This window comes from Pseudomonas sp. A-RE-19 (assembly GCF_019956555.1).
Lineage (GTDB): Bacteria > Pseudomonadota > Gammaproteobacteria > Pseudomonadales > Pseudomonadaceae > Aquipseudomonas.
On sequence record NZ_JAHBDQ010000005.1, the window covers coordinates 133,068 to 157,662 of the forward strand.

Here is a 24,595-nt window from a genome sequence, read left to right on the forward strand (position 1 = left end):
GGACGGCGTCAGGGTTGGCTTTGAGGAAAAATCAGAATCTCCAGGTTGCCGCGCTGATAACGCTTGCCATCGACTGGCAATAGCAAGACTTCTTGCATTTCCGCGACGCTGTTAACCCGCATCACCACCCCGACCGCGCCTTTTTTTCGGGCCTCGGTCATCCATTGCCCGACGTTGTCCATGGTGACTTTACGTGAGGCCATGGCGGGGTCGTCGAGGCCATACTTCAGTTCGCCAATCGTGTTGAAAAGATCGACCTGAGGCCGCTTCAAGCGCCACGACAAGGCTGACGCCGCGCCGAGATCGTTGCTGAGCAACGATGTGGTCTGACTCAAGGCATCCAGATGCTCGGCGATGAACTGATCGGGCATCTTGCTATCGATAATCTGGCTCGGCATCGCCGCCGGCAATAGCGCGACCAACAGCCAGATACCCAGCGCCGGCACGGCCCAGAACACCAGGGGCCGCAGCACCTGCAAGGCGTTGGCGATGATCCAGCCGAACAACACGATGAACACCAGAGACAAGGCAAACATCTCGGTGTTTTCGTAGACCTCTTTGGTGGCTTGCAGATAAAGCAGGGCGATCAGGGCGCCGGTGGCGATGACGACGTTGAATACGCCATTGAGGCGAATGGCCCGGCCTCGGCCTTGATTCAACAGCGCTATCAGCGCGTTCCCCATCAGCAACGCCAGGGGCAACAGACACGGCATGATGTAGGTCGGCAGTTTGCCGCGGCTCAAGCTGAAAAATGCTAGCGGCAGCAGCAACCAGAGCAACAGAAAACCGATCGCGGGTTGGCGCTTTTGCTGCCAGGCCTGGACAAATGTCGTCGGTAACAAGGCGGCCCACGGCAGGCTTGAGGCGACCAGCAACGGCAGATAGAACCACCACGGGCGAGCGTGTTGCGCATCATCGGCAGCGAAACGGCGAATGTGTTCGTGCCAGAAGAAAAACCGCCAGAAATCCGGTTCCCGTTGATCAATGGCCAGCACCCACGGCAGGCAAACCACTGCGGCCACGACTACCGCCAGCGACCCGTAACGCAACAGCTCTCCCAGGCGTCGTTGCCAAACCATGTAGGGCAGGGCGATCAACACCGGCAACAGCCAGGCGAGAAACCCTTTGGTCATGAAGCCCATGCCGCAGGCAAATCCCAACAGCATCCAGGCACCGAGTTTGCCGCGCGAAGAATGGCTGCTGATGGCAAACCATAGCGCAACCAGACTCAGGTTGACCCAGAGCGTGAATTGCGGATCGAGGTTGGCGTATCCGGCTTGCCCGGCAATCAGGCCGAAACTCATGTAAAGCAGTGCGCAGGCAGCGCTTTTGCGCGGGTCATTCCAGACGCGGCGGGCAATCAGGTAGGTCAGCCAGACGCTCAGCCCGGTGCTGAGTGCCGAAGCGATACGCACGCCGAACAGGTTGTCGCCGAATACCGCCTGACCGATGGCGATCATCCAGTAACCGGCGATCGGTTTTTCGAAGTAACGAATGCCCATGAAATGCGGGGAGACCCAGTTGCCGCTCAGCAGCATTTCCTGGCTGATCTGACCGTAGCGGGTTTCGTCGGGAATCCATAGACCATGGGTCATGAGCGGCAACAGATAGAAAACAACGTACGCCAGCAGCAAGCCAGGCACTATCCAGCGTTCGGTAACGGGTAGCGCACGCAGGGTGCTATGGGATAAAGAGCCGGCAGGCTGGGGCAACAGGTTGTTGGACGTCATGACTCGACCTTGGTGCGGAAAGATGTTGCTCGGTTTAATGGCGCGCGGTGCACTTGCGCGAGAGCGAAACTTCTTACATAACGGAACGCAATAGCGATTTAGACTACAGAAGTTGCGTCAGCTATCTAGTTGTTATGGGAAAGTTATAGTCAACCCATATAAAAAGCTCTCTAAGTGCCAAGGTTTTTTTGCAGCGGTTATTGTTTCAAGATTTTACCGCTCAACAGGGAATGCCAGTCAGTGGCATTTACAATGCCGAGCACCTGAGGTTGCCCATCGGCAATGGCGACGAACAAAGCACTGCCATATTCACTGGTCTTCGCGTGCTCGAAACCGGTCTGGGCTTCGAAATCGCTGATGCAACCGCTGTGGGTGACCAGCACCAGATTTCGATGGGCATGCTTGTTTTTCACCACATCGTTACGCATGGTTTCGCCACAAATGGCTAGCCATTCCTGGGTCACCGCATCTTGACCGAACATGTAGTGTGAGGTTTGCACCGTGCGGGTGGCCGGGCTGCTCAAGACATCGGTCTGTGCCATGCCCAAGTGCATAAAGCCTTGGCCCACGGCCGTAGCAGCATCGCTGCCGACTCGGGTAATGCCATCGGGAGGGCCAAGGCACGGGTTGCTGGATTGGTCGCAGCGTTCGGTATGGCGAACCAGCACCACCACTTCGCCGGCTTGCCAGCGATCGATCAGGCTGTTGGTCACTTCGGGGCCGGCAGTCCCCAGATTGACGGGGGATCTGGGCCACAAGACAAACCCCATCACCAGCGTAGCGATGACCAGAGTTGCCGCTACCGAGACCAGTTTGATGAGCCGCGAGGCAAGGATTCGTGGAAAAAAATTAGCCACTCGTGTTTACCCGTTAGTGCGCAATAGAGAATAACTTTCAAATACGACCTCGCTGAGCAACATTTAAAGGTCATGGCGCAGATAGTAGATCAAGGCAGGTGTCGGAGTAGTGAAGGGGATGTGAAAATTTTGCGCAGAAAAATATCAACGTCCATTTAGTTCGTTATTGCAAGCCGTTATCTTGTACTTCACACACAGTGGTCTATCTTTGGTGCGCACCCCGGCTCTGCGGCAATCGGCCCGAGTCAACAGATGTCGTGGTTTGAACCGGCAGTGGACCCAGAACAGAATGGATTTAAAGCAGAGCCTGACTAAGCGGATTGTCATTGTATTTGCCTTGATGAGCGCGTTGGTCGCCGGCGTTTTTGCTGTAGGCATCGTCGTCACCGTGCATACGGTGGAGCGAAAACTCACGGCCGCCCGCCTGGGAGGAGCGCTGCACCGCTTGCTGTTGATGGAGAACAGCGCGCAGTGGAGTCATCAACCGGAGAAAGACGAACTGTTTTTCATTCAGGGCGGGTCGGGGTCCATGGCGCTGGATACGGAACTGGCGGCGCTGGCACCGGGTTTTCAGGAAATCCTCTACGCGGGTTCGAAGTACTACGCCATGGTGAACAGGGTGGGTGCTCGCCAATACGTTTTGTTGCGAGACAAACGAAGCCTCGAACGGCGCGAGGACGCGCTGTTCTCGGTGTTGGTCGTCGGGTTCGTCTTGAGTGTCCTGCTGGCGGTTTTGCTGGGCCGGTTGCTGGCCAGGCGCGTTATGGCGCCGGTTATTCGTCTGGCGCGCCAGGTGCACCATCGTGATCAGTTGCTGGAACTGGCCCCTGCGCTTCATCCTGACTACGCGGCTGACGAAGTGGGAGAGTTGGCGCTTTCCTTTGATCAGACCCTGGGCCGGTTGCGTGAGGCACTGGGCCGGGAAAAACTGTTCACCAGCGATGTCAGCCACGAACTGCGCACGCCGTTGATGGTATTGACCAGTTCCTGTGAATTGCTGCTCGCTAATCCCTCGCTTGACCGGCGCTCCGTGGCTCAGGTCAGCCGAATCACCCGCGCGAGCAACGAAATGCGGCAGTTGGTCGATACCTTTCTGATGCTGGCTCGCGACCGAGAAGACTGTGCAACTGCGGCAAGCGCGACGATGAAAGAGGTTGCTGACGCTCTCGTGGACATCTGGGGGCCGTTGATCCGGGAAAAGGGCATCGAGTTCATCTATGACGACGAACAGGCTTCGTCGGAGCGTCATAACCTGACGTTCCTGCAATCGGTCATGGGCAATTTACTGCGCAATGCCTGGCATTACACCGACCACGGTTACATTCGCCTGACCCTGCGCACGCACGGTTTCAGCGTCGAAGACAGTGGCATAGGTATCCCGAAAGAAAAACGCCAGGCGATGTTTCAACCCTTCGTACGCGGTGACGAATGCCGGGGAGAAGGGCTGGGGCTAGGCCTTTCACTGGTCCAGCGAATTTGTACTCATCAGAATTGGCGAGTGGAACTCAGTAGCCTTCAGCCCAACGGCTGTTGTTTCACCGTTAAGCTGGAAGGCGCGTGATTGCTTTTATCTGGCCGTTGGACAGCCCCTCGATGTTCCGGCGGCAACGGTCTGACTGATGGCGGCGGCCAACCGTTTCACATTGTTCTGATGGGCGATCACCAGGTCGTCGATGCTCGCACCGGAAGGGGTCTGCAAGGTGCTACGGCAGGTGATCGGTGCGGCATCGCCGCTGCCGAAAATGCGCAGGCGCCATTTGACGTCGATCAACGCGTACTGCCCCGGAATCGAATCGAAACGCTGGACATCCAGGCGCAATGACACTCGGCGTTGCAGGTTACTGTTGACCAACTGATCGAACAGGGCGCTGCGCAACTCGTCCGTCAGGCTCGCCGCCCACCATTGGGTTTCGAGAATTGCCAGGCCACTGTTGCCTTGGCGAATGACAATCTGCGGGCGGTCCACTTGAGGTGGCACGGTGACGGCTTCGATCTGGATGTCCGCGCCGCCCCCGCTTGCGCCGCCCGGTTGAGCCGGGGTCAGGGTGTGGAACTGAATCGGCTCGCTGCGGCAAGCGGTGAGCAACAATAGCGCAGTGACCAACGTAATTTTCAGCGAAAAAGCCATGGGTGTTGCTCCTGTGCTCAGTTACGCGGAGGCGGCTGCAAGTCCATCGGCGCGGCGTTGTCGGGGCGGCCGCGAATCAGCGATTCCGGATGCCGACCCAGGTAATCCGAGAGCTCACGCAGTGAGCGTGACATGCGCCCGAGTTCGTCCAGGGTTTGAGTCAGTTGTTCCCGTTGCGGCGAATCCTCGGCGAGGGTCGAACTGGCCGATTGCAAGGTCTTGCTGACGTCCGCCAGGGTGGTCTGCACGCCGGGCAGGGTCCTGGCATTGAACTGTACGAGGCCCTTGCGTAGTTCGACGAGGTTGCTGTCGAGGTTGCCGGCGATGCGTTCGATGGGCAGTTGGTTGATCTTGTTGACCATGCTCTCCAGTTTTTCCTGCAACTGCTCAAGGCTGCCAGGAATGGTGGGAATAACGACAGGACGGGCAGTAGGATCGAACACGACTTTCTCCGCTTTGGGGTAGAAGTCGAGCGCGATGTAAAGCTGACCGGTCAACAGATTGCCGTTGCGGGCCTGGGCGCGCAGGCCGTTGTCGATGAAGCTGCCCATCAGCTTTATGCTGGCGGCTTCGTCATTGGGATCATGATTCAAGGCCTTAAGCATCTTGGTGTGGGCCTGGCCGAGTCGTTGCGGGTAGATCACGATGCCGACATTGAGCGGAAAGCTGCGTTTCTTCGCGTCGAAATCCAGATTGATCGCCACGACTTTGCCAATTTCGACGCCGAGGAATTCCACCGGTGCATCGACCTTGAGCCCGCGCAAGGCCTGATCGAAACGCAGGCTCAGGTACTGTGCCTTACCGTTGGGCGGGGCGAGGGCGGTTTGCTGATCTTCGAACAGGTCGAAGGTTTTATCCTCGCTGGCCGACTGATCGTTGGGGCTGTAGTCCGGCGCGCGAAACGCGATGCCGCCCACCAGCAACGAAGACAGGGATTCGGTCTTCACCGCAAAACCATTGGCACCGACGCTCACATCGATACCACTGGCGTTCCAGAACCGGGTGTTCTCAGTGACGTAAAGATCATTGGGCGAATGCACGAAGATTTCGATGTCCACCCCTTTGCCGTCGGCATCCAGTGCATACGCCACCACTTGCCCGACCGGAATCTTGCGGTAATAGACGGGTGAACCGATATCCAGCGAACCAAGGTCCTGAGTGTGCAAGTTGAAGCGTTTACCCGGTTCGCCGTAGGTAATGGGCGGCGGGTTTTCCAGACCGGTGAAGTGTTTGGAACGGGCATTGGCCTGGCCAATGTCGGCACCGATGTAGTCGCCCGACAGCAAGGTATCGATGCCCGAAACGCCGCCGGCACCGATGCGCGGCCGCACGACCCAGAATCGCGAGTCTTCTCGGGTGAAGCTTTCAGCCTGTTTGTCGAGTTGGATCGTGGCGTTGACACTCTTTTGATCGCCGCTCAGTTTCACCTCCGAGACATGGCCGATGACCACGTTGCGATACTTGACCTCGGTCTTGTTGGCCGTGAGACCGCTACCGGTCTTGAACATGACGGTAATAGTCGGACCTTCCTGCAGCCAGCTGTGTACCACCAGGGAAATCCCCACCAACACCGCGACGATCGGCACGATCCATACCAGCGAAACGCTGAAGCGACGGGTCTTGATAGTGGCCTGGCCGGGGGCTTGCGGCCCGTCAGTGGCTTGCGACTTCATCCGTGAGCTCCTCGTTGGGTGGGTTATCCAATTCTTCGTGCTCTGTATCCCGCTCTTCATCCCAGATCAGCCGCGGGTCGAAACTCATCGCTGACAGCATGGTAAACACCACCACCAGACCAAAAAACAGAATGCCTATGCGCGGTTCGATATCGCCCAGGGCCTGGAATTTCACCAGTGCCGCGACCAGCGCGACGACAATCACGTCGAGCATCGACCAGTAGCCGATCAGCTCGACGAAACGGTAAAGCTTCGAACGTTCCTTGCGAGCCCAAAGGCTGCCGCGTTGCACGGTGATCAGCAGTAGGGAGAGGGCAACGAACTTGATGCCCGGCACCGCGATGCTGGCAATGAAAATGATCAGGGCAATGTCCCACGAACCGTGTGCCCAGAACTCCAGCACACCACTCATGATGGTGCTGTCGGAACCGTTGCCGAACAGGCTGGTGTTCATGACCGGCAGCAGATTGGCCGGGATATAAAACACCAGTGAGGCCAGCAGATAGGCCCAGGTACGGTTCAGTGAGTTGGTTTTGCGGGCATGCAGTGGTGCGCCACAGCGTTCGCACTCGTGAGGTTTATCCGTCATGTCGCAGGCCATGCCGCAGCTGTGGCACAGGCACAGATTGAGCTCGCTGGCGAGCGGTGGCCTGTTCACAGGCTGTCCCACAAATCACGCACATCGCGCCCGGCGATGCGAATCAACAGCAGGCTGAGAACGGCCAGGGCAAACAGGCCGATGCCGGGAACTACATCCAGCAACCCGGCGAGTTTGAACACCGCGACCATGGCGCCCAGCAGGCAGACCTCCAGCATGCTCCAGGGCCTGAGGGTCTCCAGCCAGCGCATGCACAGCTTGAAGCCGGGCGAGCGTTGGGAGGTGAGGGCGAAACCCAACACCCAGATCAGCAGGACCAGCTGGAACACCGGCGCGATGATGATGGCAATCGCTGCCACTAGCGCAATAAACAAGATTGGCCCCTGGCTCAGCGCAACAACCGAGTCCCAAAGGGTCGCGCTGTTTTTCAGGCCCTTCATGCTGATGCTCATGACCGGATAGAAGTTGGAGAAGATCCACAACACCATCGCGGTGATGCTCAGCGCCAGACGTTGTTGCACCGACAAACCGTTGTGGCGCTGGAGCACGCCGCCACAGCGTGTGCACAGGGCTTTCTGATGTTTGGCGAGCGTGACTTTTTCATACACGCAGTCGCAGTGCTCGCAGATGATCAGTTGGTCAGTCGTAGCCATAGACCGCACTCGCCAGGAGGCAGAAAAGTCAGAGCACTCCCTCAATATAGAAGTGACTTGCGATTGAGCAAATTAAAAGGCTATTCAGAATCGAAGTGGTCCCTGTAGGAGCTGCCGCAGGCTGCGATCCTTTGATCCTGCTTTTAAAAGTCAAAAGATCGCAGCCTGCGGCAGCTCCTACAGGGACGTAGTCAGCCGGGCCATTTGCGGCAGCTGTAAGAAGGGTGGTCAGCCAAGCAATTCGCGCAGGCGATACCAGAACATGCCGAGGGCCAGCAGTGGCGAACGCAGGACTCGTCCGCCGGGGAAGGTCATGTGTGGCACGGCGCTGAAAACGTCCAGCCCCTGGCTATGTCCGGCATGAATCGCTTCGGCCAGCAGCCGTGCGCACCAGTGGGTCACGTTCAGGCCATGACCGGAATAACCTTGGGCATAGAACACGTTCGGGTACTGGCTCAGGCGCCCGGCCTGGGGGAAGCGGTTGGCCGTGATGCCGATTTTGCCGCCCCATTGATAGTCGATGCGCACATCCGCCAGTTGCGGGAAGACTTTGAGCATTTTTGGCCGCATGTAGGCGCCGATGTCCTCCGGATCACGCCCCGAATAATGGCAGGCACCGCCGAACAGCAAACGTCGATCCGCCGAGAGCCTGTAGTAATCGAGGCCGACTTTCTGGTCGCACAGCGCCAGGTTTTGCGGGATCAATTGCGCGGCCACCTCGGGCGCCAAGGGTTCGGTGGCGATGATGTAACTGCCCGCCGGCAGTACCTTGCCGCTCAGGCGCGGTTCGAGGTCTTCCAGATGCGCATTACACCCCAGTACCAGACTGCCGGCGCGCACCGTGCCGCCAGCGCAGCGAACCTGCACGGTGCTGCCGTGGACCAATTCCAGCACCGGGCTCTGCTCGAAGATCCGCACCCCGAGGGATTGCGCCAGCCGCGCTTCGCCGAGCACCAGATTGAGCGGATGCAAGTGACCCGAGCCCATATCGATCAGGCCTCCCGCATAAACATCAGAGCCTACTGCTTGCTGGCGGATCTGCTCGGGGCCGACAAGTCGGGTTTCGTGGGCGTAGCCCAGCTCGGCGAGGCGTTGCCGTTCAGCCTTGAACGCAGTGAACTGCGTCGGGGTATTGGCCAGTTCGCAGAAACCCCAGCGCAGGTCGCAATCGATCCCATGCTCACGGATACGATTGCCCACCAGTTCCACCGACTCGATGCCCGCGCGCTCCAAATAGCGCACACCTTCCTGACCGACATAGCGGGCGAACCCTTCGACGTCATGACCGATGCCACGGATCAACTGCCCGCCGTTGCGTCCGCTGGCGCCCCAGCCGATCCGCCGGCCTTCCAGCAGAATCACCGAGAGCCCACGCTGCGCCAGTTCGATCGCGGTGTTGACCCCGGTAAAACCGCCGCCGATCACGCAGACATCGGCCTCGATATCCGAGTCCAGCATGGGATAGGGCGTCATGTCCTTGGCCGACGCCGCGTAATAGGAATGCGTATGTTCGTTGTCGTACTGATTCATTGGCTGGACTTCACTTTGCTCCACGAGCGGGTCATCAGACGCATGATCGCCTGGGGCGGGGTGGTTGAGATGTAGAGTTTGTCGAGGACGTCCTGGGGCGGATAGACCTCAGGATTATTGACCAACTCAGGGTCCATGTAGTGTTTGGCCGCCGGGTTCGGGTTGGCATAACCGACCGAGGCGCTGACCTTGGCGATCACTTGCGGGTCCAGCAGGTAGTTGATGAACGCGTGAGCCTCTTTCGGGTTACTGGCGTCGGCAGGGATCGCCAGCAAGTCGAACCACAGGTTGCTGCCTTCCTTCGGGATCGAGTAGGCGATGCTCACACCGTTCTTCGCTTCCCTGGCCCGGTTCGCCGCCTGGAACACATCGCCCGAGTAACCGAAGGCAACGCAGATGTCACCGTTGGCCAGGTCCGACACGTACTTGGACGAATGGAAATAGGTGATGTAAGGCCGGAGGGTCAGCAGTTTGGCCTCGGCCTTTTTAAAATCCTCGGGATTTTCGCTGCGTGGGTCCATGCCCATGTAGTTCAGGACCGCCGGGAACACTTCATCCGCCGAATCCATCATCGATACGCCGCACTGACTGAGCTTCTTCAGGTTCTGCGGCTCGAAAAACACCGCCCAGGAATCGATGCGATCGATGCCCAACACCTGCTTGACCTTGTCGACGTTGTAGCCGATGCCGTTGGTGCCCCACAAATACGGCACCGAATGTTCGTTACCCGGATCGTTTTTCTCCAGCAAGGCCAATAGTTTCGGGTCGAGGTTTTTCCAGTTGGACAGCTGCGAGCGATCCAGTTTGAGGAATGCGCCGGCCTTCACCTGACGTGCAAGGAAGTGATTGGAAGGCACCACCACGTCATAACCCGTGCGGCCGGCGAGCAGTTTGCCCTCCAGGGTTTCGTTGGAGTCGAATACGTCGTAGATCACCTTGGTCCCGGTTTTTGCCTGGAAATCGGCGAGGGTGGTCTCGCCGATGTAATCGGTCCAGTTGTAGACGCTCACACTTGGCTGAGCCTGCGCAGTGGCGCTGAACAGCAACGCCAGCGCGACCGGAACCACGGATTTCAATAGACGCATATCGACACCTCTTTTAGTTATTGAATTTCTTCAGGCGCTTCTTTGATGTTCTGGGGACCGTCTTCGCGAGCAGGCTCGCTCCCACAGGGGAATGCATTTCAAATGTGGGAGCGAGCCTGCTCGCGATGGGGCCGTTACGGACTAGACGCTAAGCAGCAGGAACTCCCGCTCCCAGGAACTGATCACGCGTTTGAAGTTTTCGTGTTCGGCGCGTTTGACCGCGACGTAACCCCGGACAAATTTTCTCCCCAGATAACGCTCGATGGTTTCGCACTCTTCCATGCGCGTCAGTGCGTCTTCAATGGTGATCGGCAGGCGCAGGTTGCGACGTTCATAGGCGCGGCCTTGTACCGCCGCGCTCGGTTCGATGCGTTCGACCATCCCCAGATACCCGCACAACAGGCTCGCGGCAATCGCCAGATAAGGGTTGGCATCGGCGCCCGGCAAACGGTTTTCCACGCGCATGGCCTCAGGGCTGGAAGTCGGCACGCGCAGGCCGACGGTGCGGTTTTCTTCGCCCCATTCGACGTTGACCGGCGCCGAGGTGTCGGGCAGGAAGCGGCGGAACGAATTGACGTTGGGCGCGAACATCGGCAGCACTTTGGGAATGTACTTTTGCAGGCCGCCGATGTGGTGCAGGAACAGCTCGCTCATCTGCCCGTCGGCATCGGCGAAAATCGGCTGGCCGGTGGCGATATCGACCACACTTTGATGGATATGCATGGCACTGCCGGGTTCGTCACCGATGGGTTTGGCCATGAAAGTCGCCGTGACGTTGTGCTTGAGTGCCGCCTCGCGCAGGGTGCGTTTGAACACGGTGATCTGGTCCGCCAAATCCAGCGCATCGCCGTGACGGAAGTTGATTTCCATCTGCGCCGGGCCGTCTTCGTGAATCAGCGTGTCGAGGTCCAGGCCCTGGAGTTCGCACCAGTCGTAGACATCTTCAAACAGAGGATCGAACTCGTTGGTGGCGTCGATGGAAAACGACTGGCGACCGCTTTCCGCACGGCCCGAGCGTCCCAATGGCGCTTTGAGCGGCAAGTCCGGGTCTTCGCAGCGTTGGGTCAGGTAAAACTCCATTTCCGGCGCGACAATCGGCTGCCAACCTTTATCGGTGTAGAGCTGCAGGACTTTTTTCAGCACGTTGCGTGGCGACAGCTCAATGGGATTGCCGAACTTGTCGAACGTGTCATGGATCACGATGGCGGTCGGCTCGATCGCCCATGGAATGACGTAAACCGCGTCGGAGACGGGCTTGCAGACCATGTCGATGTCGGCCGGGTCGAGCAAGTCGTAGTAGATGTCGTCGTCGACAAAGTCCCCGGTTACCGTTTGCAACAACACACTTTCCGGCAGGCGCATGCCTCGCTCATGCAGGAACTTGTTGGTGGGTGCAATTTTGCCGCGAGCAATGCCGGTCAAGTCGCTGACCACACACTCGACTTCGGTAATCTTGTGATCTTTCAGCCATGTGAGCAGCTGATCGAAAGGGGCATTCATAAAGACCTCATTGTTGGTTTGATTGACGCCGGGAGAAGGCAGCTTCATCCACCGAACACTTCCCCTGTGACGCGTTGACGACTATCTTGGGTGAGCCTCGCCGTTCCATCTATCCACTTTAAGCAGCACCAAAGCGCACCAAAAGAGTGCGCAAGGTCACCCCATGACAGCGTGCAATTCGTTACAGGTTCAAGCGTTCAACACCGCCGACGTGGCCGAGCAGATCCGCGCCACACCGGGTTGGGTGCAGCACTATCAGCAAATGTCGCCGGGGCATTTCGCCGGGCGGGTGCGCTATCTGGACCTGCAAGGGGTAGAGATTTACGAGGAACAGATGAACACCCGTGTGGAGCAGAATTTCAGCGCCCCCGAAGGCTCGCTGGCGTTCTGCTTCGATCGCAGCGACAACTCGCTCTATGTGTTGAACGGTGAAAGTCGCAACATCTGGATCACTCCGGAGAACTATCAGGAAATCGCCGTGGTGTTCGGTCCTGAATTCGTTCAACGGCATGGTCTGGACATGGCGCGGCTCGAAGGCTTGTTCATGGCACCGCTCAATTCAGGGCAGAACGCGCTCTTCAGCCGTTGGTTGAGCGGGACGTTGACACGGCTGACGCAGACGCTGGATCCGCCGAGCAAAGAGGCGTTGACCCAGCAGCTGCTGGAGGACTGTTTGTACATCCTCGATAACGCCTGCGTGTGCCTGGATCACGCCAGCTTGCAGCGCCGGGCCGAAGAGCGAAAGATCATGAAGCGCGTCGCCGAATGGGCCGCCGATACCCCGGAAGAAACCCTCAATTTGCTGGAGTTGTCCCAGGTGGCCGGGGTTTCGCTGCGTCAGTTGCAGCATGCGTTCAAGGCCTATACCGGAATGACACCCACGCATTGGTTGCGCTTGCGTCGGCTCAACAGCGCGCGCCGTGAGTTACTCAGCCGAACGGCCGGTGAAACGACGGTCGCGCAAGTGGCGATGGATTGGTCGTTCTGGCATTTGGGGCGATTTTCCAGCAGTTATCGAGCGTTGTTCCAGGAACTTCCCAGCCAAACGCTCGCCCGCAAACACAGTGGACCTTGTCGGAGGTCATCATGAGTCGGTTATCGTCTTTCAGCTTGTGTTTCGTAATGTCGATGGTCTATACGCAGGTTCAGGCCGAAACGGTCACGCCCTTGAAAGGGCAGACTTCGCAACAAATCCAGCTGGACATCAACGATTGCCGCAATATTGCGGCCAGTCAGAGCGCCTCAAGTCCGCCACCTTCGGGCGGGCGCCTGCGCGGTGCTGCGGTGGGTGCCGCCGCGGGCGCTGCGGGCGCCGAGGTGCGAGGACGTCAGCATGATGAGTTTTACGAACAGGCCGACGACAGTGCGAAACAGGACTATCGCCAGAACCGTGCCGGGCAAACCGCGGCGGCGGGCGCGGTGGTCGGTGGCTCGCGTCAGCGGCAGGAGCGCCGGGCGCAGGAACAGACCAACGCGGCAGCCAGTTCAACGGCCTATACCGGTTGCCTGCAAGGGCGGGGTTATCAGGTCACCCCGTGAGTGTCAGTGACGCCCGGATTGCGCTGCCGCCGATCGAGTAGATAAACCATCAGGCAGGCATAGAGCGTTACGGCGATGAATAGCCCCATGCGCACGGCAAAGGCTGTGTACACGTCCTTGCCCGCAGCACTGTCTTGAACGGACTGACCCAATAGAATAATCATCGTCATCAGGCTGTTGAGCCAGAGCCCGGGGCTAAATCGCGTGGGGCTCAAGGCATACAGCTTGCGCGCCAGTAGCAGGCCAAATAGCAGCATCCACAAAAAGAACATCCAGAGGTGAACAAACAGACTGAGGGCACACCAGAACAGGATTGCCAGCAGACCACCGAACAACGTTGAACCCACCAGTTCACGACCGGCATTGCGGGCGGTCATTGTCGAACTCTGCTGACCGAGACTGACAGCCTTGAGAATGATGGGTAGATAACTGGCCGGGTCGATCAGCACCAAGATGAATGTCGGCAGCACAATCAGGGTTGCACGCAGTGCCAACCGGCCAACGTCTGCGGCCGGCAGGGTAGCGGCGGCGGGTGGCGGTGGGGCATCGACCGGTTCGGGAAATAGCCAGTGACTTAAAGCCGATACCATGACAGCGAGGAGCAAACCCTTGACCAGTGCGCCGATGACCATCATCGCCAGGTCGAAATCGGCAACGCCGGCCGAGGAGATCATGGTCAGGCCAATCACCAGGAACGTGACGACCAGGTTACTACCGCCGCGCAAACCAAAAAGGAAGGCCAGGAACAGACTTGCGCTAATCAGCAGCACGCCGCTGACCGGGTAATAACGCAGGACAGGAATCAACAACAGGCCGACGCCAGTAGTCAACATGGCGATCAGTGCGAGCATCAATCCGGCCTTGAACGGCAGAGGCCGATTGAGCGTGGCCAACAGCAACACGGCGAGCACCGGCGCGAGAAACGGGATCGGCAAACCCAGGCCGAAGCTGGCCGCCAGGCACAGCGCCGTGCCTGTGGCCAGACGTAGCGCGCGCTGAACCCTGGGCGTGCGCTTGGCAGGCACGCTCTTAATAGGCATAGCTCAGCCAGCTCATTAGCCCCACAAACAAACGCCCAAGCAGGTTCAGCGGGTTGTCTTGGGTTGGGAACGCCATCACTTCAGCCTGCCCACCAGCACGGATGGAACGGATGGCGCGGCTGTCGCGCAACGTGTTCATGGAGTCCTCGGTAAACTCGATGATCACCGGAAAACGTTGGGCCGGACGCAGCCAGTCGCGGCTGTTCTGCACACTGGGGAGGCTGCCGGGCGACGTGGGCTGACCGACGCTGACACCGTAGCCGACACTGCGCACACGGCCCTCGAAAATCTTCCCCGGCAGGGCATCCAGAACAATCGAAACAGGCGTGTCGACCTCGACCAGGCCGAGGTTGTTTTCGGTCATGTCCGCGCTGATCCATACATCGTGGATGGCAATCAGGGTCATGACCGGGCCGCCGGCAGCGGCGAACTGTCCGACATCGGTGCGCAGATCGGTGATCAGTCCCGCCGACCGCGCGCGTATCTGCGTGTTGGACAAGTCCAGTTCGGCTTTTGACAACGCCGTGGCAGCGCTACGCAACAGCGCGTTGTCTTCCTCGCTGCCGCCTTCCTGTTCCCGTGCCCGCTGAACTTCGGCACGGGCCGCGGCGACCTGACTGACGGCCTGTTCACGGGTGGCCCGAGAGACTTCGAGCAGGCGCACGGAAATGGTGCCGGGATCTTCGCGGTACAAGCCTTCAAGACGCTGATTGTCCTGCCGGGCTTTGAGTTCATTGGCCTGGGCGGCGCGTAAATTGGCTTGAGCCGAAGCAATACCGGCGGTGCTGGCACCGATCTGGCGGCGTGTCGATTCGAGGTCCGCGCGTGCACGGTCGACAGCAATTTGGTACGGCTGCGGGTCCACCTCGAACAGGACTTCGCCCGCCTTGACGTCCTGGTTGTTGCGCACATTCACACGGGTCACCCGGCCAGCAACTTCGGCGGCCACCGGAATGACAAAAGCTCCCACCCGAGCCTGTTGCGTATACGGTGTGAAACGGTCAGCCAACAAGTACCAGGCCAGACTCAATACGATCAGCAGCATCACCCATTTGATGCCTTTTTTTGCGGAATCGGCGGCAGGCTCGGGTGCCTTGGGAGAGGGCGCCTCAGTGACGGGCGGCGAGGGTTCAGTCATTGGCTTTGACCTTCTGGCTCGGGATAGGAGGCTTGCGAAGGGGCCGGCTCACTCAGCAGGTTGCCCCAGTCCGTGCGTTGTTCCATTTGCTGGCGGGTGCCTGGATCGATTAGCGGTCGTGCGCTGTACCACCCACCGCCCAGGGCTTTGTACAGGGCAATCAGGTTGCTCACGGCATTGCTGCGGCTGAGCAGGTAATTGTCCTGCTGTTCGAGCAGGGCGCGTTGAGCATCCAGTACGCGCTGGAAGTCCGAGTAGCCTTCCCGGTATTGGGTGCTGGCCAGGCTCAGCGAACGCTTGGCGGCGATCTGCGCCTCACCCAGGATGCGTTCGCGTTCCAGTGATTTGGTCAAACCGCTGGCGGCATCATCGGCCTCGCGCGCGGCCTGGCGGACTTTGTCGCGGTAAACCTCGATCAGCTGCTGCAACCGCGCATCCTGCACTCGCACGTTGTTGCTGATCTGGCCGTGGTCAAACAGGTTCCAGCGCAAACTGGGACCGCCGATCAGGTCCAGGCTGTTGGAGCTGCCTTTCAGCGAATCGGTCGTCCAGACGATGCTGCCCAGCAAGGTCAGCGACGGGTAGAAGTCGGTTTCCGCCACACCGATCAGTGCCGACTGGGCGGCGACATTGAGTTCGGCAGCGCGCACGTCCGGTCTACGCAACAACAGGCTGGCCGGTACGTCTTGCAGCACGGCCCGGTCAACCAGCGGGATCAACCCCGTGTTTTCGAGCAATTGGGGCAGGGCGCTGGGCGGCCGGCCGATCAGCACGGCCAACGCGTTGCGGGTGCGCAGTACTTGCGCCTCAAGGTCCGGAATGCTGCTTAAGGTGCCCAGGTACTGGGTCTTGGCTTGTTGCAAGTCGAGTTCGGCACTCTGGCCGCTGTTGAAGAGTTTCTCGGTGATTTCAAAGTTGCGCTTTTGCTGTTCGGCGTTTTCTCGCGCAACGCGTAATCGCGCTTCGGTGGTGCGCAACGAGAAGTAAGTATCGGCCACCTGAGCCCGCAGCAGGACAAGTACATCTTCATAGTTGGCTTGAGCCGCGAAGTAACTGGCATCGGACGACTCGATGGCTCGACTGAAACGCCCCCAGAAGTCCAGTTCCCAACCGATGTCAAAACCTGCGCTGTGTTGCCAGAAGTGGCTGTCTTGCGGGTTGCTGCCGCCGGATTGTCGGCGGTTGAAGTACAGGCTTTCAGCGCTGGCCTGTTGCAGCTGCGGATAGCGTCCGCTTTGCGCAATCCCCAACTGGGCACGGGCTTCCATGACGCGAATGCCGGCAATTTTCAGGCTTGAATTGTGCGCATCCGATTCGGCAATCAACGCATCGAGGACCGGGTCGGCAAACACTTGCCACCATTGGCGAACATCGGGATACAGGCGTCTTTGGCTGGCCTGTTCAAGTGCAGGGCTGCTCCACAGTTTTGCCCAGGCCTCGCCGGGGGCCTGAAAATCCGGCCCCAGACGGACACAGCCGCCAAGGCCAAGAGCCCCCAGCAGAAGTAGCCGGCCCGAGCGCGTCAGCATCGCTGCACAACAAGTAGATCACGGGAAAACATCATCCGAGCGTCCCTGGTATTGGAATGGCCTGCTATTGAGACTTGAACCGGTTCGCTTAGGTTAGTACAGCCCCGACAAATACAAGGTCATGTTGGACGATCATCGGATCGACCAACCGCTACGCTTCGGAAAGCCATTCATTACTCGTGAACAGGAGCCCTTCTAGCGGGAAATGATCCCGTGATCGATCGCATACTTTACGAGGGCGGCGGGTTTGTCGATGTTGAGCTTGCGACGGATGCTCAGGCGGTGGGTTTCTACCGTCCGGACACTGATGTCCAGTTCGCGAGCCATTTCCTTGTTGTTCAGCCCCTGAGCCATCTTGTACAGCACCTGGCTTTCCCGTGGAGTCAGTTCGTTGTCGGTGCTTTTATCGGCGATGAGCCGCTGGGCGATCTCGGCGCTGTAGAACGTCCCGCCACTGACAATGGCTTCGATCGCCGCAATGATTTCCCGTGAAGGCGCGTTCTTCAGTACATAACCGCTGGCACCCGAGCGAACGGACTCACTGACGTATTCATAGTTGTCGTACATGCTCAGCACCAGCACTTTGAGCGACGGGTACTGGCTGCGTAACAGCCGGGTCAGCTCGAGGCCGTTGATGTCCTTCAGACTGATGTCGACCAGCAACAGATCCGGCTGGCAGCGCCCGACCATTTCAATGGCATCGGCGCCGTTCTCGGCTTCTCCCACCACTTCAAGCGGCGCCATGACCGCCAGCAGCGATTTGATCCCGTCACGGACCAGGGAGTGATCATCGACCAGGGCGACGCGGATCGGGTAGGGCAGGTTCATTGCAGGCATTCACTCTAATTGTTATGGGGTGAGTCAGCGTTCTGTACCGGGCGGTTTCATCGGTAGCAGCACGTCCAGCTCACTTCTTCCTGGCATTGAAGTCAGGTCGAATCGACCGCCAAAATGCTCGACACGTTCACGGATATTGCGCAGGCCAATGCCGGCGTGACGACGCTCGACCTGGGCGACGTTGAAACCGATACCGTCATCGACCACCGTCAACCGGACGGACTTTTCAGAGCCGTGCAGGGTAATCATGACGTGTTTTGCCTGTGCGTGGCGTTCGATATTGGTCAGGCCTTCTTGCACGATGCGAAACAACGAGACGGCGGCGCCATCGACGAGGTGACAGTCGAATTCGTTATCGTTGAAGGTCACGACCAGACCGCTGCGTTGCTCGAATTCGGCGGCCAGTTGACCGATCGCCGCCGGCAGGCCAAGGGTGTCGAGCAATGATGAACGCAGGTCGTGAGAGAGGCTGCGAACCTCGCCAATCGCTTCCCCCAGACGCTCCGTGGCGTCTCTTAGAATGCTCAACCCCTTGTCTTGCCCGTTCTCCAGCACATGGCTGGCCAGTTCGAACTGAAACTTGATAGACACCAATAGCTGGCTGATGCCGTCGTGCAGTTCTCGGGAAACCCGGGACCGTTCTTCCTCCTGCAGGCTGACGATGCGTTGGGTCAGGCGCTGGAGTTTTTTGTCGGCCAGGCGATGTTCGCTGACGTTCAGCGTCATGCCGCTGGCGAATACAAACAGCACCGCCACGAGGGCCACCACGGCAATTGCCAGCATGGTTTTGCGAATGCCCTGAGCCACTTCGGCACGCGCTTGCTGAGTGGCGCGTTCAACGTCTTCAAGGTAGATGCCGGTGCCGAGCATCCAGCCCCAACGATCCAGCATCACCACGTAGGCGAGTTTGTCGGTCACTTGGCCGGAAGAGGGTTTGTTCCAGGCATAACGTTGAAAACCTTCGCCCGATTGCGCACTTTTGAGCAACGCCTGGATCACCGGCAAGCCGTGAGGGTCCGTCATGTCCCACAGGTATTTGCCCACCAGCTCTGACTGGCGCGCGTGCATCAGACTGCGGCCCTCGCGGTCGTAGACGAAGAAGTAGCCATTGATGCCAAAGCTGAGCTTGCGCAGTTCTTCCAGCACTTGTTGCTGCGCGCGCTCATCGCCCCGACCGTCGTCGTACAGCGGCGCGATCAGGCTTTGCGCCATTTCGACGTAGTTTTTCAGCTCTGCACGCTTGCTGGCCAGAATGCTGTCTTCGATCAGTTGCGCCTGTTGATCACCCAATTGACGGTTCAGGGAAATCACCAGCGCACAGATGACCGCGATCGCCAGCACCAGCGGCAGAATCCCGAGCGCGACGATTTTGTGTTTGAGCTGCATCTCTACTCCTGGCCAGACCGAGGGAAGGCGATGGCCCGGCATCATATGCCAAAGATACGCGCGCCCAGTAGCGGTGCTGGACAGAATGACCCGCAGCGATGCAGAAATGCAAAACCCTGTGGGAGCGAGCCTGCTCGCGATAGCGGTGGCACAGTCAACATCGACGGTGAATGTCAGACCGCTATCGCGAGCAGGCTCGCTCCCACAGGGTTTGCGGCATCTACGTAGAACTACGTAGACGCCGCGTACGTAGTAACGCGGATTTATTTGTCGACAACATGCGCGGATATTGGGCTCGCTCCGCACAGCGGACACAATTATAAAAATTACCGCCGCAGTCCACTGGCTGTCGGCAGGAGACACGCTATGCCCCGTCTGGCTAAACACCTCGCCTGGTTTGCCGTGGCTGTCCTGGGAGCGTTTGCGCTGAGTGTCGTGGCCCTGCGCCGCGGCGAAGCCATCAACGCCCTCTGGATCGTAGTCGCAGCAGTCGCTATTTATCTCGTCGCATACCGCTATTACAGCCTGTTCATCGCCAATAAGGTGATGCAGCTCGATCCTAATCGAGCCACTCCCGCCGTACTCAACAATGATGGTCTGGACTATGTGCCGACCAACAAACACGTGCTCTTCGGTCACCACTTCGCAGCCATCGCTGGCGCGGGGCCGCTGGTCGGGCCGGTATTGGCGGCGCAGATGGGCTACCTGCCCGGTACGCTGTGGCTGATTGCCGGGGTGGTGCTGGCCGGTGCGGTTCAGGACTTCATGGTGCTGTTCATGTCCACCCGCCGCAACGGCCGCTCCCTGGGCGACATGGTTCGTGAAGAAATGGGCCGCATCCCCGGGACCATCGCGCTGTTTGGCTGCTTCCTGATCATGATCATCATCCTCGCGGTGCTGGCGCTGATCGTGGTCAAGGCCCTGGCCGAAAGCCCGTGGGGTATTTTCACGGTGATGGCGACCATCCCGATCGCGATGTTCATGGGCATCTACATGCGCTACATCCGCCCGGGCCGCATCGGTGAAATCTCGGTGATCGGCGTGGCGTTGTTGCTGGGTTCGATCTGGCTGGGCGGGCAGATTGCCGCTGACCCGGTCTGGGCCAAAGCCTTTACCTTCACCGGACTTCAGATTACCTGGATGCTGATCGGCTACGGTTTCGTCGCGGCGGTACTGCCGGTGTGGCTGATTCTGGCGCCGCGTGACTATCTGTCAACGTTCCTCAAGATCGGCACCATCGTTGCACTGGCCATCGGCATCCTGATCACCATGCCCGAGCTGAAAATGCCGGCATTGACCCAGTTCATCGACGGCACCGGGCCGGTGTGGAAGGGCGGGTTGTTCCCGTTCCTGTTCATCACCATCGCCTGTGGCGCGGTGTCCGGCTTCCACGCACTGATTGCTTCCGGCACCACGCCGAAGTTGCTCGCCAGCGAAGGCCACGCCCGTTACATCGGTTACGGCGGCATGTTGATGGAGTCCTTTGTGGCGATCATGGCGATGGTCGCTGCCTCGGTGATTGATCCGGGCGTGTACTTCGCCATGAACAGTCCGGCGGCCGTGGTTGGCGCTGATGCTGTTTCGGTGGCTCAGACGGTCAGCAGTTGGGGTTTTGCAATTACCCCGGAAGCGCTGCAAGCGGTGGCCAGGGACATCGGTGAAACCACCATCCTGGCGCGTGCCGGTGGTGCGCCGACCCTGGCGGTCGGTATCGCGCAGATCCTGCACCACGTTCTGCCGGGTGAAAACACCATGGCGTTCTGGTACCACTTCGCGATCCTGTTCGAAGCGCTGTTCATCCTGACCGCCGTCGACGCCGGTACCCGTGCCGGACGTTTCATGCTGCAGGACTTGCTCGGCTCCTTCGTGCCGGCGCTCAAACGCACCGAATCCTGGACCGCCAACCTCATCGCAACGGCCGGTTGCGTGGCGATGTGGGGTTACCTGCTGTATCAAGGCGTAATCGACCCGCTGGGTGGCATCAACACCTTGTGGCCGTTGTTCGGTATTTCCAACCAGATGCTGGCCGGAATCGCGCTGATGCTGGCGACCGTCGTGCTGATCAAAATGAAACGCCAACGCTACGTCTGGGTCACCATGCTGCCAGCGATTTGGCTGCTGATCTGCACCACCACCGCAGGCTTCATCAAGCTGTTCGACGCCAACCCGGCAATCGGTTTCCTGGCGCTGGCCAAGAAGTACAGCGATGCGTTGGCCAACGGGCAGGTCCTCGCGCCGGCCAAAAGCATCGAGCAGATGCAGCACGTGATCTACAACGCCTACACCAATGCGACGCTGACCGTGCTGTTTTTGCTTGTAGTGTTCAGCATCCTGTTCTTTGCGCTCAAGGTCGGCATTGCCGCCTGGGGCACCAAAGAACGTACGGATAAAGAAGCGCCATTCCAGGCGCTGCCGAATGCGTGATCGAGGAGTGCACCATGTTCAATGACCTGAGTCGCCTCGGTAAATACCTCGGTCAGGCCGCGCGCCTGATGGTCGGCATGCCTGACTACGACACCTACGTTGAGCACATGCAAACCAAACACCCGGACAAACCGGTGATGAGCTACGAGGTGTTCTTTCGGGAACGTCAGGAGGCTCGTTACGGCAGCAAGGCGGGACCGAAATGCTGTTGAGGTAAAACATTTAAGCAGCATTCTGCTTTAGGAGCCCGGCCTGCCGGCGATAGCGATCTTCAAGACGCTACCGTCGGCAAGCCGGGCTTTTTTGTCGTTGTACTTTTCTAGTCCACGGTAGAGGCAATCAACGCGGTGTAACTGTTGCAGTCATGACGAACAGACGCGGTAGCCAGATGTTCTGGCTGCCGCATTCAGGTGAGAAGCTACGCCCGGTTTCTGGTGTCTTTACTCATCACGTGTCCAGTTGACGCTCAACTGGTACTCGTCATCGCCGTACTGGTAATCAGTGTGCCCTTTGAAAGCAGCTTTCAGTGCATGGCCCAAGCGATTCGCGAGATGGATGCCGGTGGTGGTCACGACCAGCGCCCCCTCAGAGTCGGTCAGCCTCATGATGCGCTCCAGGGCATGATCGGCGTTTTCGAGTTTTTCGGTGTTTTCAATCAGGTTGACGATTTCGCCTCGATGCTCAAGCAAGAAGCTGCCCGTTAGCGTCAGCGTACCCGCTGGCTGATTGTCTTCGATGCGCCGACAGGCCGGGCAGGTTACCGTTTGCGCGTCATGAATCACCGTGTTCTCAGGAACTTTCCAGGTCCAGTTGCCTGCTTGATAAGCCGCTCCACACTGCGAGCAGATGGCGGTACCTTCGACTTTCTGCAAGCAATAAGGGTCATGGGAGGGTGTTTTGAACAACTTGTCTTTCTGACTCCGCTGAAACTTGTCCATGGCCTTTTTCCTCACCAATGAAGTGGATAAAGATTCCACGCGTAGCCGTGCTTTCAAAAAGGCTCCTTAACTGTTTCGCCCGCTGATAGCACCGTGGATTTCAAGGTTTCATTTGGACTCGGTTTGTTGCAGGGCAGGTTGACTTTTGTCAACTCGGGGCCAACAGCCGACAGTCGGTCTGGGCCGCTGAAAGGGCTCGATGACGTCGACTTTATTGATAAAAGTCAACGTGACACCTGCCGTTTGAGGGAACTTGTAAAGATGTACTTGCTATAAAAAATACTCTGGAGAGCAACCTCATGGCTCACACCAAAATCCTCTTTCGTGCTGCCGCTCGCGAGAGAATCCTGAGTGGCGCAACACAGTTGGCGGACGCGATCCGGGTGACCTTGGGGCCGAAATCGAAATCGGTGCTGATTCAGAATAAATGGGGTCATCCGACGGTCTGCAATGACGGCGTGACGATTGCCAAACGGATCGACCTGCTCGACCCCGAAGAGAATCTGGGTGCCCAGATGCTGCGTCAGGCCGCGGAGCGCACCGGCGAGGCGGTAGGGGACGGCACCAGTACGTCAACCATTCTGGCCCACGCCATCCTGGCCGACGGCATACGCAATGTCGTCGCGGGTGCCAGTGCGATCGACCTGAAACGCGGCATGGACCGGGGGCTTTTTCTGGTCGTGCAATCGCTGGTTGCCCAATCGCGTCCGGTCAGCACACTCAAGGAAAAGGCCCAGGTTGCCGCGCTTTCGGCGCACAACGATGCCGTCATCGGTCAACTGGTTGCCGATGCTCTGGAAAAAGTCGGCGTTGAAGGGGTTGTCAGTGTCGAGGAGTCCAAGACCACGGAAACAGTGGTCGAGGTGATGGAAGGGATGCGCCTGGACCGTGGTTATGTCTCGCCTTATTTCGTGACCGATGCCGAGAAGATGCAGGTCGAACTCGATGACGCCTACCTGCTGCTCTGTGACCATAAAATCGGCGTGCTCAAAGACCTGCTCCCCTTGCTGGAACTCATTGCTAAAAGTGGGCAACCCCTGGTGCTGATCGCAGACGACATAGAAGGCGAGGCGTTGACCACGCTGGTGGTCAACCAGATCCGGGGTGTATTGCGGGCGGTAGCGATCAAGGCGCCAGGCTTCGGTGATCGACGCAAGGAAATGCTGCAGGACATAGCCGTTCTGACCGGTGCAACCGTGGTGTCCGCTGACATGGGCATCAGTCTCGAGCAGGTGGATTTGAGCCAGTTGGGGCGAGCGCATCGGGTCGTTGTGCAAAAAGACAGCACGGCGCTGATTGGCGGCGCAGGCACACGCGAGGCTATCGAGGCGCGTGTGCAACAGATTCGTGTGCAAATGGACAGTACCACCAGCGATTACGACCGTGAAAAACTTCAGGAGCGACTGGCCAGGCTCTCTGGCGGTGTCGCCGTGATCCGGGTCGGTGCGCCTTCCGAAGCCGAGATGAAGGCACGTAAGGATGCGCTGGATGATGCGATTTCAGCGACCCGGGCGGCGATCGCCGAAGGCATTGTTCCGGGTGGCGGCCTGGCCCTGCTCAAGGCTGTGCCGATTATCGCGGCCGAGGAGGCGAACCATGAGGGCGATGTCAAAACCGGTCTGCAGATTCTCCGCCGGGCCCTGGAAGCGCCGGCCCGGATCATCGCTGAAAACTCGGCGGTGGATGCGGGCGTGGTCGTTGCTCGCATGCTCGCAGAACCGGAAAACATTGGCTTCGATGCGTCAGCCAATTGTTATGTGGACATGTACGAAGCCGGCATCATTGATCCGACCAAAGTGGTGCGCATAGCCCTGGAAAACGCTGTCTCAGTGGCCAGCATCTTGCTGCTCACCGAGGCGACCATGACCGATATTGCGGAAAAGGAATCGCCTGCCCAGCCACCGTTTCCTGAATGACCTGCCGAGGTGTTTGAGCGGCACCGGCCCCCTTGCACAGCTATTTGATATTTATCAACGCCAGGGAGAGGCCAACGGAGGAATCTGGGTTGAC

Annotated in this window: 21 protein-coding genes; 6 read left to right on the top strand and 15 right to left on the bottom strand. The window is 58.8% G+C overall.

The genetic code is table 11. The annotated features are described in order from the left end of the window. Window positions 1–8: 8 nt before the first annotated feature. Entirely contained in the window at window positions 9–1,730 is a 1,722-nt protein-coding gene (arnT, locus tag KGB14_RS04460) for a lipid IV(A) 4-amino-4-deoxy-L-arabinosyltransferase (RefSeq protein ID WP_223484274.1), read from the bottom strand. 197 nt (window positions 1,731–1,927) lie between these two features. After that, on the bottom strand, window positions 1,928–2,587 hold the full coding sequence (locus KGB14_RS04465; protein ID WP_411740770.1) for a histidine phosphatase family protein: 660 nt from the start codon (window positions 2,585–2,587) through the stop codon (window positions 1,928–1,930). A 289-nt stretch (window positions 2,588–2,876) separates the two neighbouring features. On the opposite strand from KGB14_RS04465, the gene KGB14_RS04470 reads away from it, so the two are divergent. Further along, on the top strand, window positions 2,877–4,148 hold the full coding sequence (locus tag KGB14_RS04470) for a sensor histidine kinase (RefSeq protein ID WP_223484275.1): 1,272 nt from the start codon (window positions 2,877–2,879) through the stop codon (window positions 4,146–4,148). A 6-nt stretch (window positions 4,149–4,154) separates the two neighbouring features. On the opposite strand, the gene KGB14_RS04475 is transcribed toward KGB14_RS04470, so the two are convergent. From KGB14_RS04475 to KGB14_RS04505, 7 genes are all read right to left on the bottom strand, one after another. Beyond that, complete coding sequence (locus KGB14_RS04475) at window positions 4,155–4,715, bottom strand: membrane integrity-associated transporter subunit PqiC (RefSeq protein ID WP_223484276.1); 561 nt, start codon at window positions 4,713–4,715, stop codon at window positions 4,155–4,157. Window positions 4,716–4,732: 17 nt separating this feature from the next. Then, on the bottom strand, window positions 4,733–6,388 hold the full coding sequence (locus tag KGB14_RS04480; RefSeq protein ID WP_223484277.1) for an intermembrane transport protein PqiB: 1,656 nt from the start codon (window positions 6,386–6,388) through the stop codon (window positions 4,733–4,735). Then, the gene (locus tag KGB14_RS04485) at window positions 6,369–7,046 is read right to left on the bottom strand and encodes a paraquat-inducible protein A (RefSeq protein ID WP_223484278.1); all 678 of its coding nucleotides are present in this window, start codon (window positions 7,044–7,046) and stop codon (window positions 6,369–6,371) included. Before KGB14_RS04485 ends, KGB14_RS04480 begins: the two co-directional genes overlap by 20 nt. Further along, the gene (locus tag KGB14_RS04490; protein WP_223484279.1) at window positions 7,043–7,639 is read right to left on the bottom strand and encodes a paraquat-inducible protein A; all 597 of its coding nucleotides are present in this window, start codon (window positions 7,637–7,639) and stop codon (window positions 7,043–7,045) included. The genes KGB14_RS04485 and KGB14_RS04490 overlap by 4 nt, the downstream gene beginning before the upstream one ends. A gap of 228 nt (window positions 7,640–7,867) precedes the next feature. After that, on the bottom strand, window positions 7,868–9,169 hold the full coding sequence (locus KGB14_RS04495; protein ID WP_223484280.1) for an NAD(P)/FAD-dependent oxidoreductase: 1,302 nt from the start codon (window positions 9,167–9,169) through the stop codon (window positions 7,868–7,870). Beyond that, window positions 9,166–10,254 carry a polyamine ABC transporter substrate-binding protein gene (locus tag KGB14_RS04500; RefSeq protein ID WP_223484281.1) on the bottom strand — a complete coding sequence of 363 codons (1,089 nt, stop codon included), beginning with the start codon at window positions 10,252–10,254 and terminating at the stop codon, window positions 9,166–9,168. Before KGB14_RS04500 ends, KGB14_RS04495 begins: the two co-directional genes overlap by 4 nt. A 141-nt stretch (window positions 10,255–10,395) precedes the next feature. Next, window positions 10,396–11,754, bottom strand: a complete 1,359-nt coding sequence (locus KGB14_RS04505; RefSeq protein ID WP_223484282.1) for a glutamine synthetase family protein — start codon at window positions 11,752–11,754, stop codon at window positions 10,396–10,398. 163 nt (window positions 11,755–11,917) lie between these two features. Between KGB14_RS04505 and KGB14_RS04510 the strand changes: the two genes are divergently transcribed. Both KGB14_RS04510 and KGB14_RS04515 read left to right on the top strand, forming a co-directional pair. Next, window positions 11,918–12,844, top strand: a complete 927-nt coding sequence (locus tag KGB14_RS04510) for a helix-turn-helix domain-containing protein (protein WP_223484283.1) — start codon at window positions 11,918–11,920, stop codon at window positions 12,842–12,844. Beyond that, window positions 12,841–13,293 carry a YMGG-like glycine zipper-containing protein gene (locus KGB14_RS04515; protein WP_223484284.1) on the top strand — a complete coding sequence of 151 codons (453 nt, stop codon included), beginning with the start codon at window positions 12,841–12,843 and terminating at the stop codon, window positions 13,291–13,293. The genes KGB14_RS04510 and KGB14_RS04515 overlap by 4 nt, the downstream gene beginning before the upstream one ends. On the opposite strand, the gene KGB14_RS04520 is transcribed toward KGB14_RS04515, so the two are convergent. The 5 genes from KGB14_RS04520 to KGB14_RS04540 form a co-directional block, all read right to left on the bottom strand. After that, a complete protein-coding gene (locus KGB14_RS04520; protein ID WP_223484285.1) occupies window positions 13,278–14,333 on the bottom strand; it encodes a DUF2955 domain-containing protein in 1,056 nt (351 codons plus the stop codon). The two genes, KGB14_RS04515 and KGB14_RS04520, sit on opposite strands and share 16 nt — an antisense overlap. Further along, window positions 14,323–15,471, bottom strand: coding sequence for an HlyD family secretion protein (locus tag KGB14_RS04525; RefSeq protein ID WP_223484286.1), 1,149 nt, complete (start codon window positions 15,469–15,471; stop codon window positions 14,323–14,325). Before KGB14_RS04525 ends, KGB14_RS04520 begins: the two co-directional genes overlap by 11 nt. Further along, window positions 15,468–17,000 carry an efflux transporter outer membrane subunit gene (locus tag KGB14_RS04530; RefSeq protein WP_223484287.1) on the bottom strand — a complete coding sequence of 511 codons (1,533 nt, stop codon included), beginning with the start codon at window positions 16,998–17,000 and terminating at the stop codon, window positions 15,468–15,470. Before KGB14_RS04530 ends, KGB14_RS04525 begins: the two co-directional genes overlap by 4 nt. A 195-nt stretch (window positions 17,001–17,195) precedes the next feature. Continuing rightward, entirely contained in the window at window positions 17,196–17,828 is a 633-nt protein-coding gene (locus KGB14_RS04535) for a response regulator (protein WP_018925859.1), read from the bottom strand. Between the two features lie 33 nt (window positions 17,829–17,861). Then, window positions 17,862–19,223, bottom strand: a complete 1,362-nt coding sequence (locus KGB14_RS04540; RefSeq protein ID WP_223484288.1) for a cache domain-containing protein — start codon at window positions 19,221–19,223, stop codon at window positions 17,862–17,864. Window positions 19,224–19,589: 366 nt separating this feature from the next. Here KGB14_RS04540 and KGB14_RS04545 point away from each other — a divergent pair, with 366 nt between their 5' ends. Then, window positions 19,590–21,647 (top strand): carbon starvation CstA family protein, encoded by a 2,058-nt coding sequence (locus KGB14_RS04545; RefSeq protein WP_223484289.1) that lies wholly within the window; start codon window positions 19,590–19,592, stop codon window positions 21,645–21,647. A gap of 14 nt (window positions 21,648–21,661) precedes the next feature. Beyond that, window positions 21,662–21,859, top strand: coding sequence for a YbdD/YjiX family protein (locus KGB14_RS04550; protein WP_007900300.1), 198 nt, complete (start codon window positions 21,662–21,664; stop codon window positions 21,857–21,859). A 228-nt stretch (window positions 21,860–22,087) separates the two neighbouring features. On the opposite strand, the gene KGB14_RS04555 is transcribed toward KGB14_RS04550, so the two are convergent. Beyond that, a complete protein-coding gene (locus KGB14_RS04555) occupies window positions 22,088–22,585 on the bottom strand; it encodes a BCAM0308 family protein (protein WP_223484290.1) in 498 nt (165 codons plus the stop codon). Window positions 22,586–22,884: 299 nt separating this feature from the next. Between KGB14_RS04555 and groL the strand changes: the two genes are divergently transcribed. Continuing rightward, window positions 22,885–24,501 carry a chaperonin GroEL gene (gene groL / locus KGB14_RS04560; RefSeq protein WP_223484291.1) on the top strand — a complete coding sequence of 539 codons (1,617 nt, stop codon included), beginning with the start codon at window positions 22,885–22,887 and terminating at the stop codon, window positions 24,499–24,501. Window positions 24,502–24,595 lie beyond the last annotated feature (94 nt).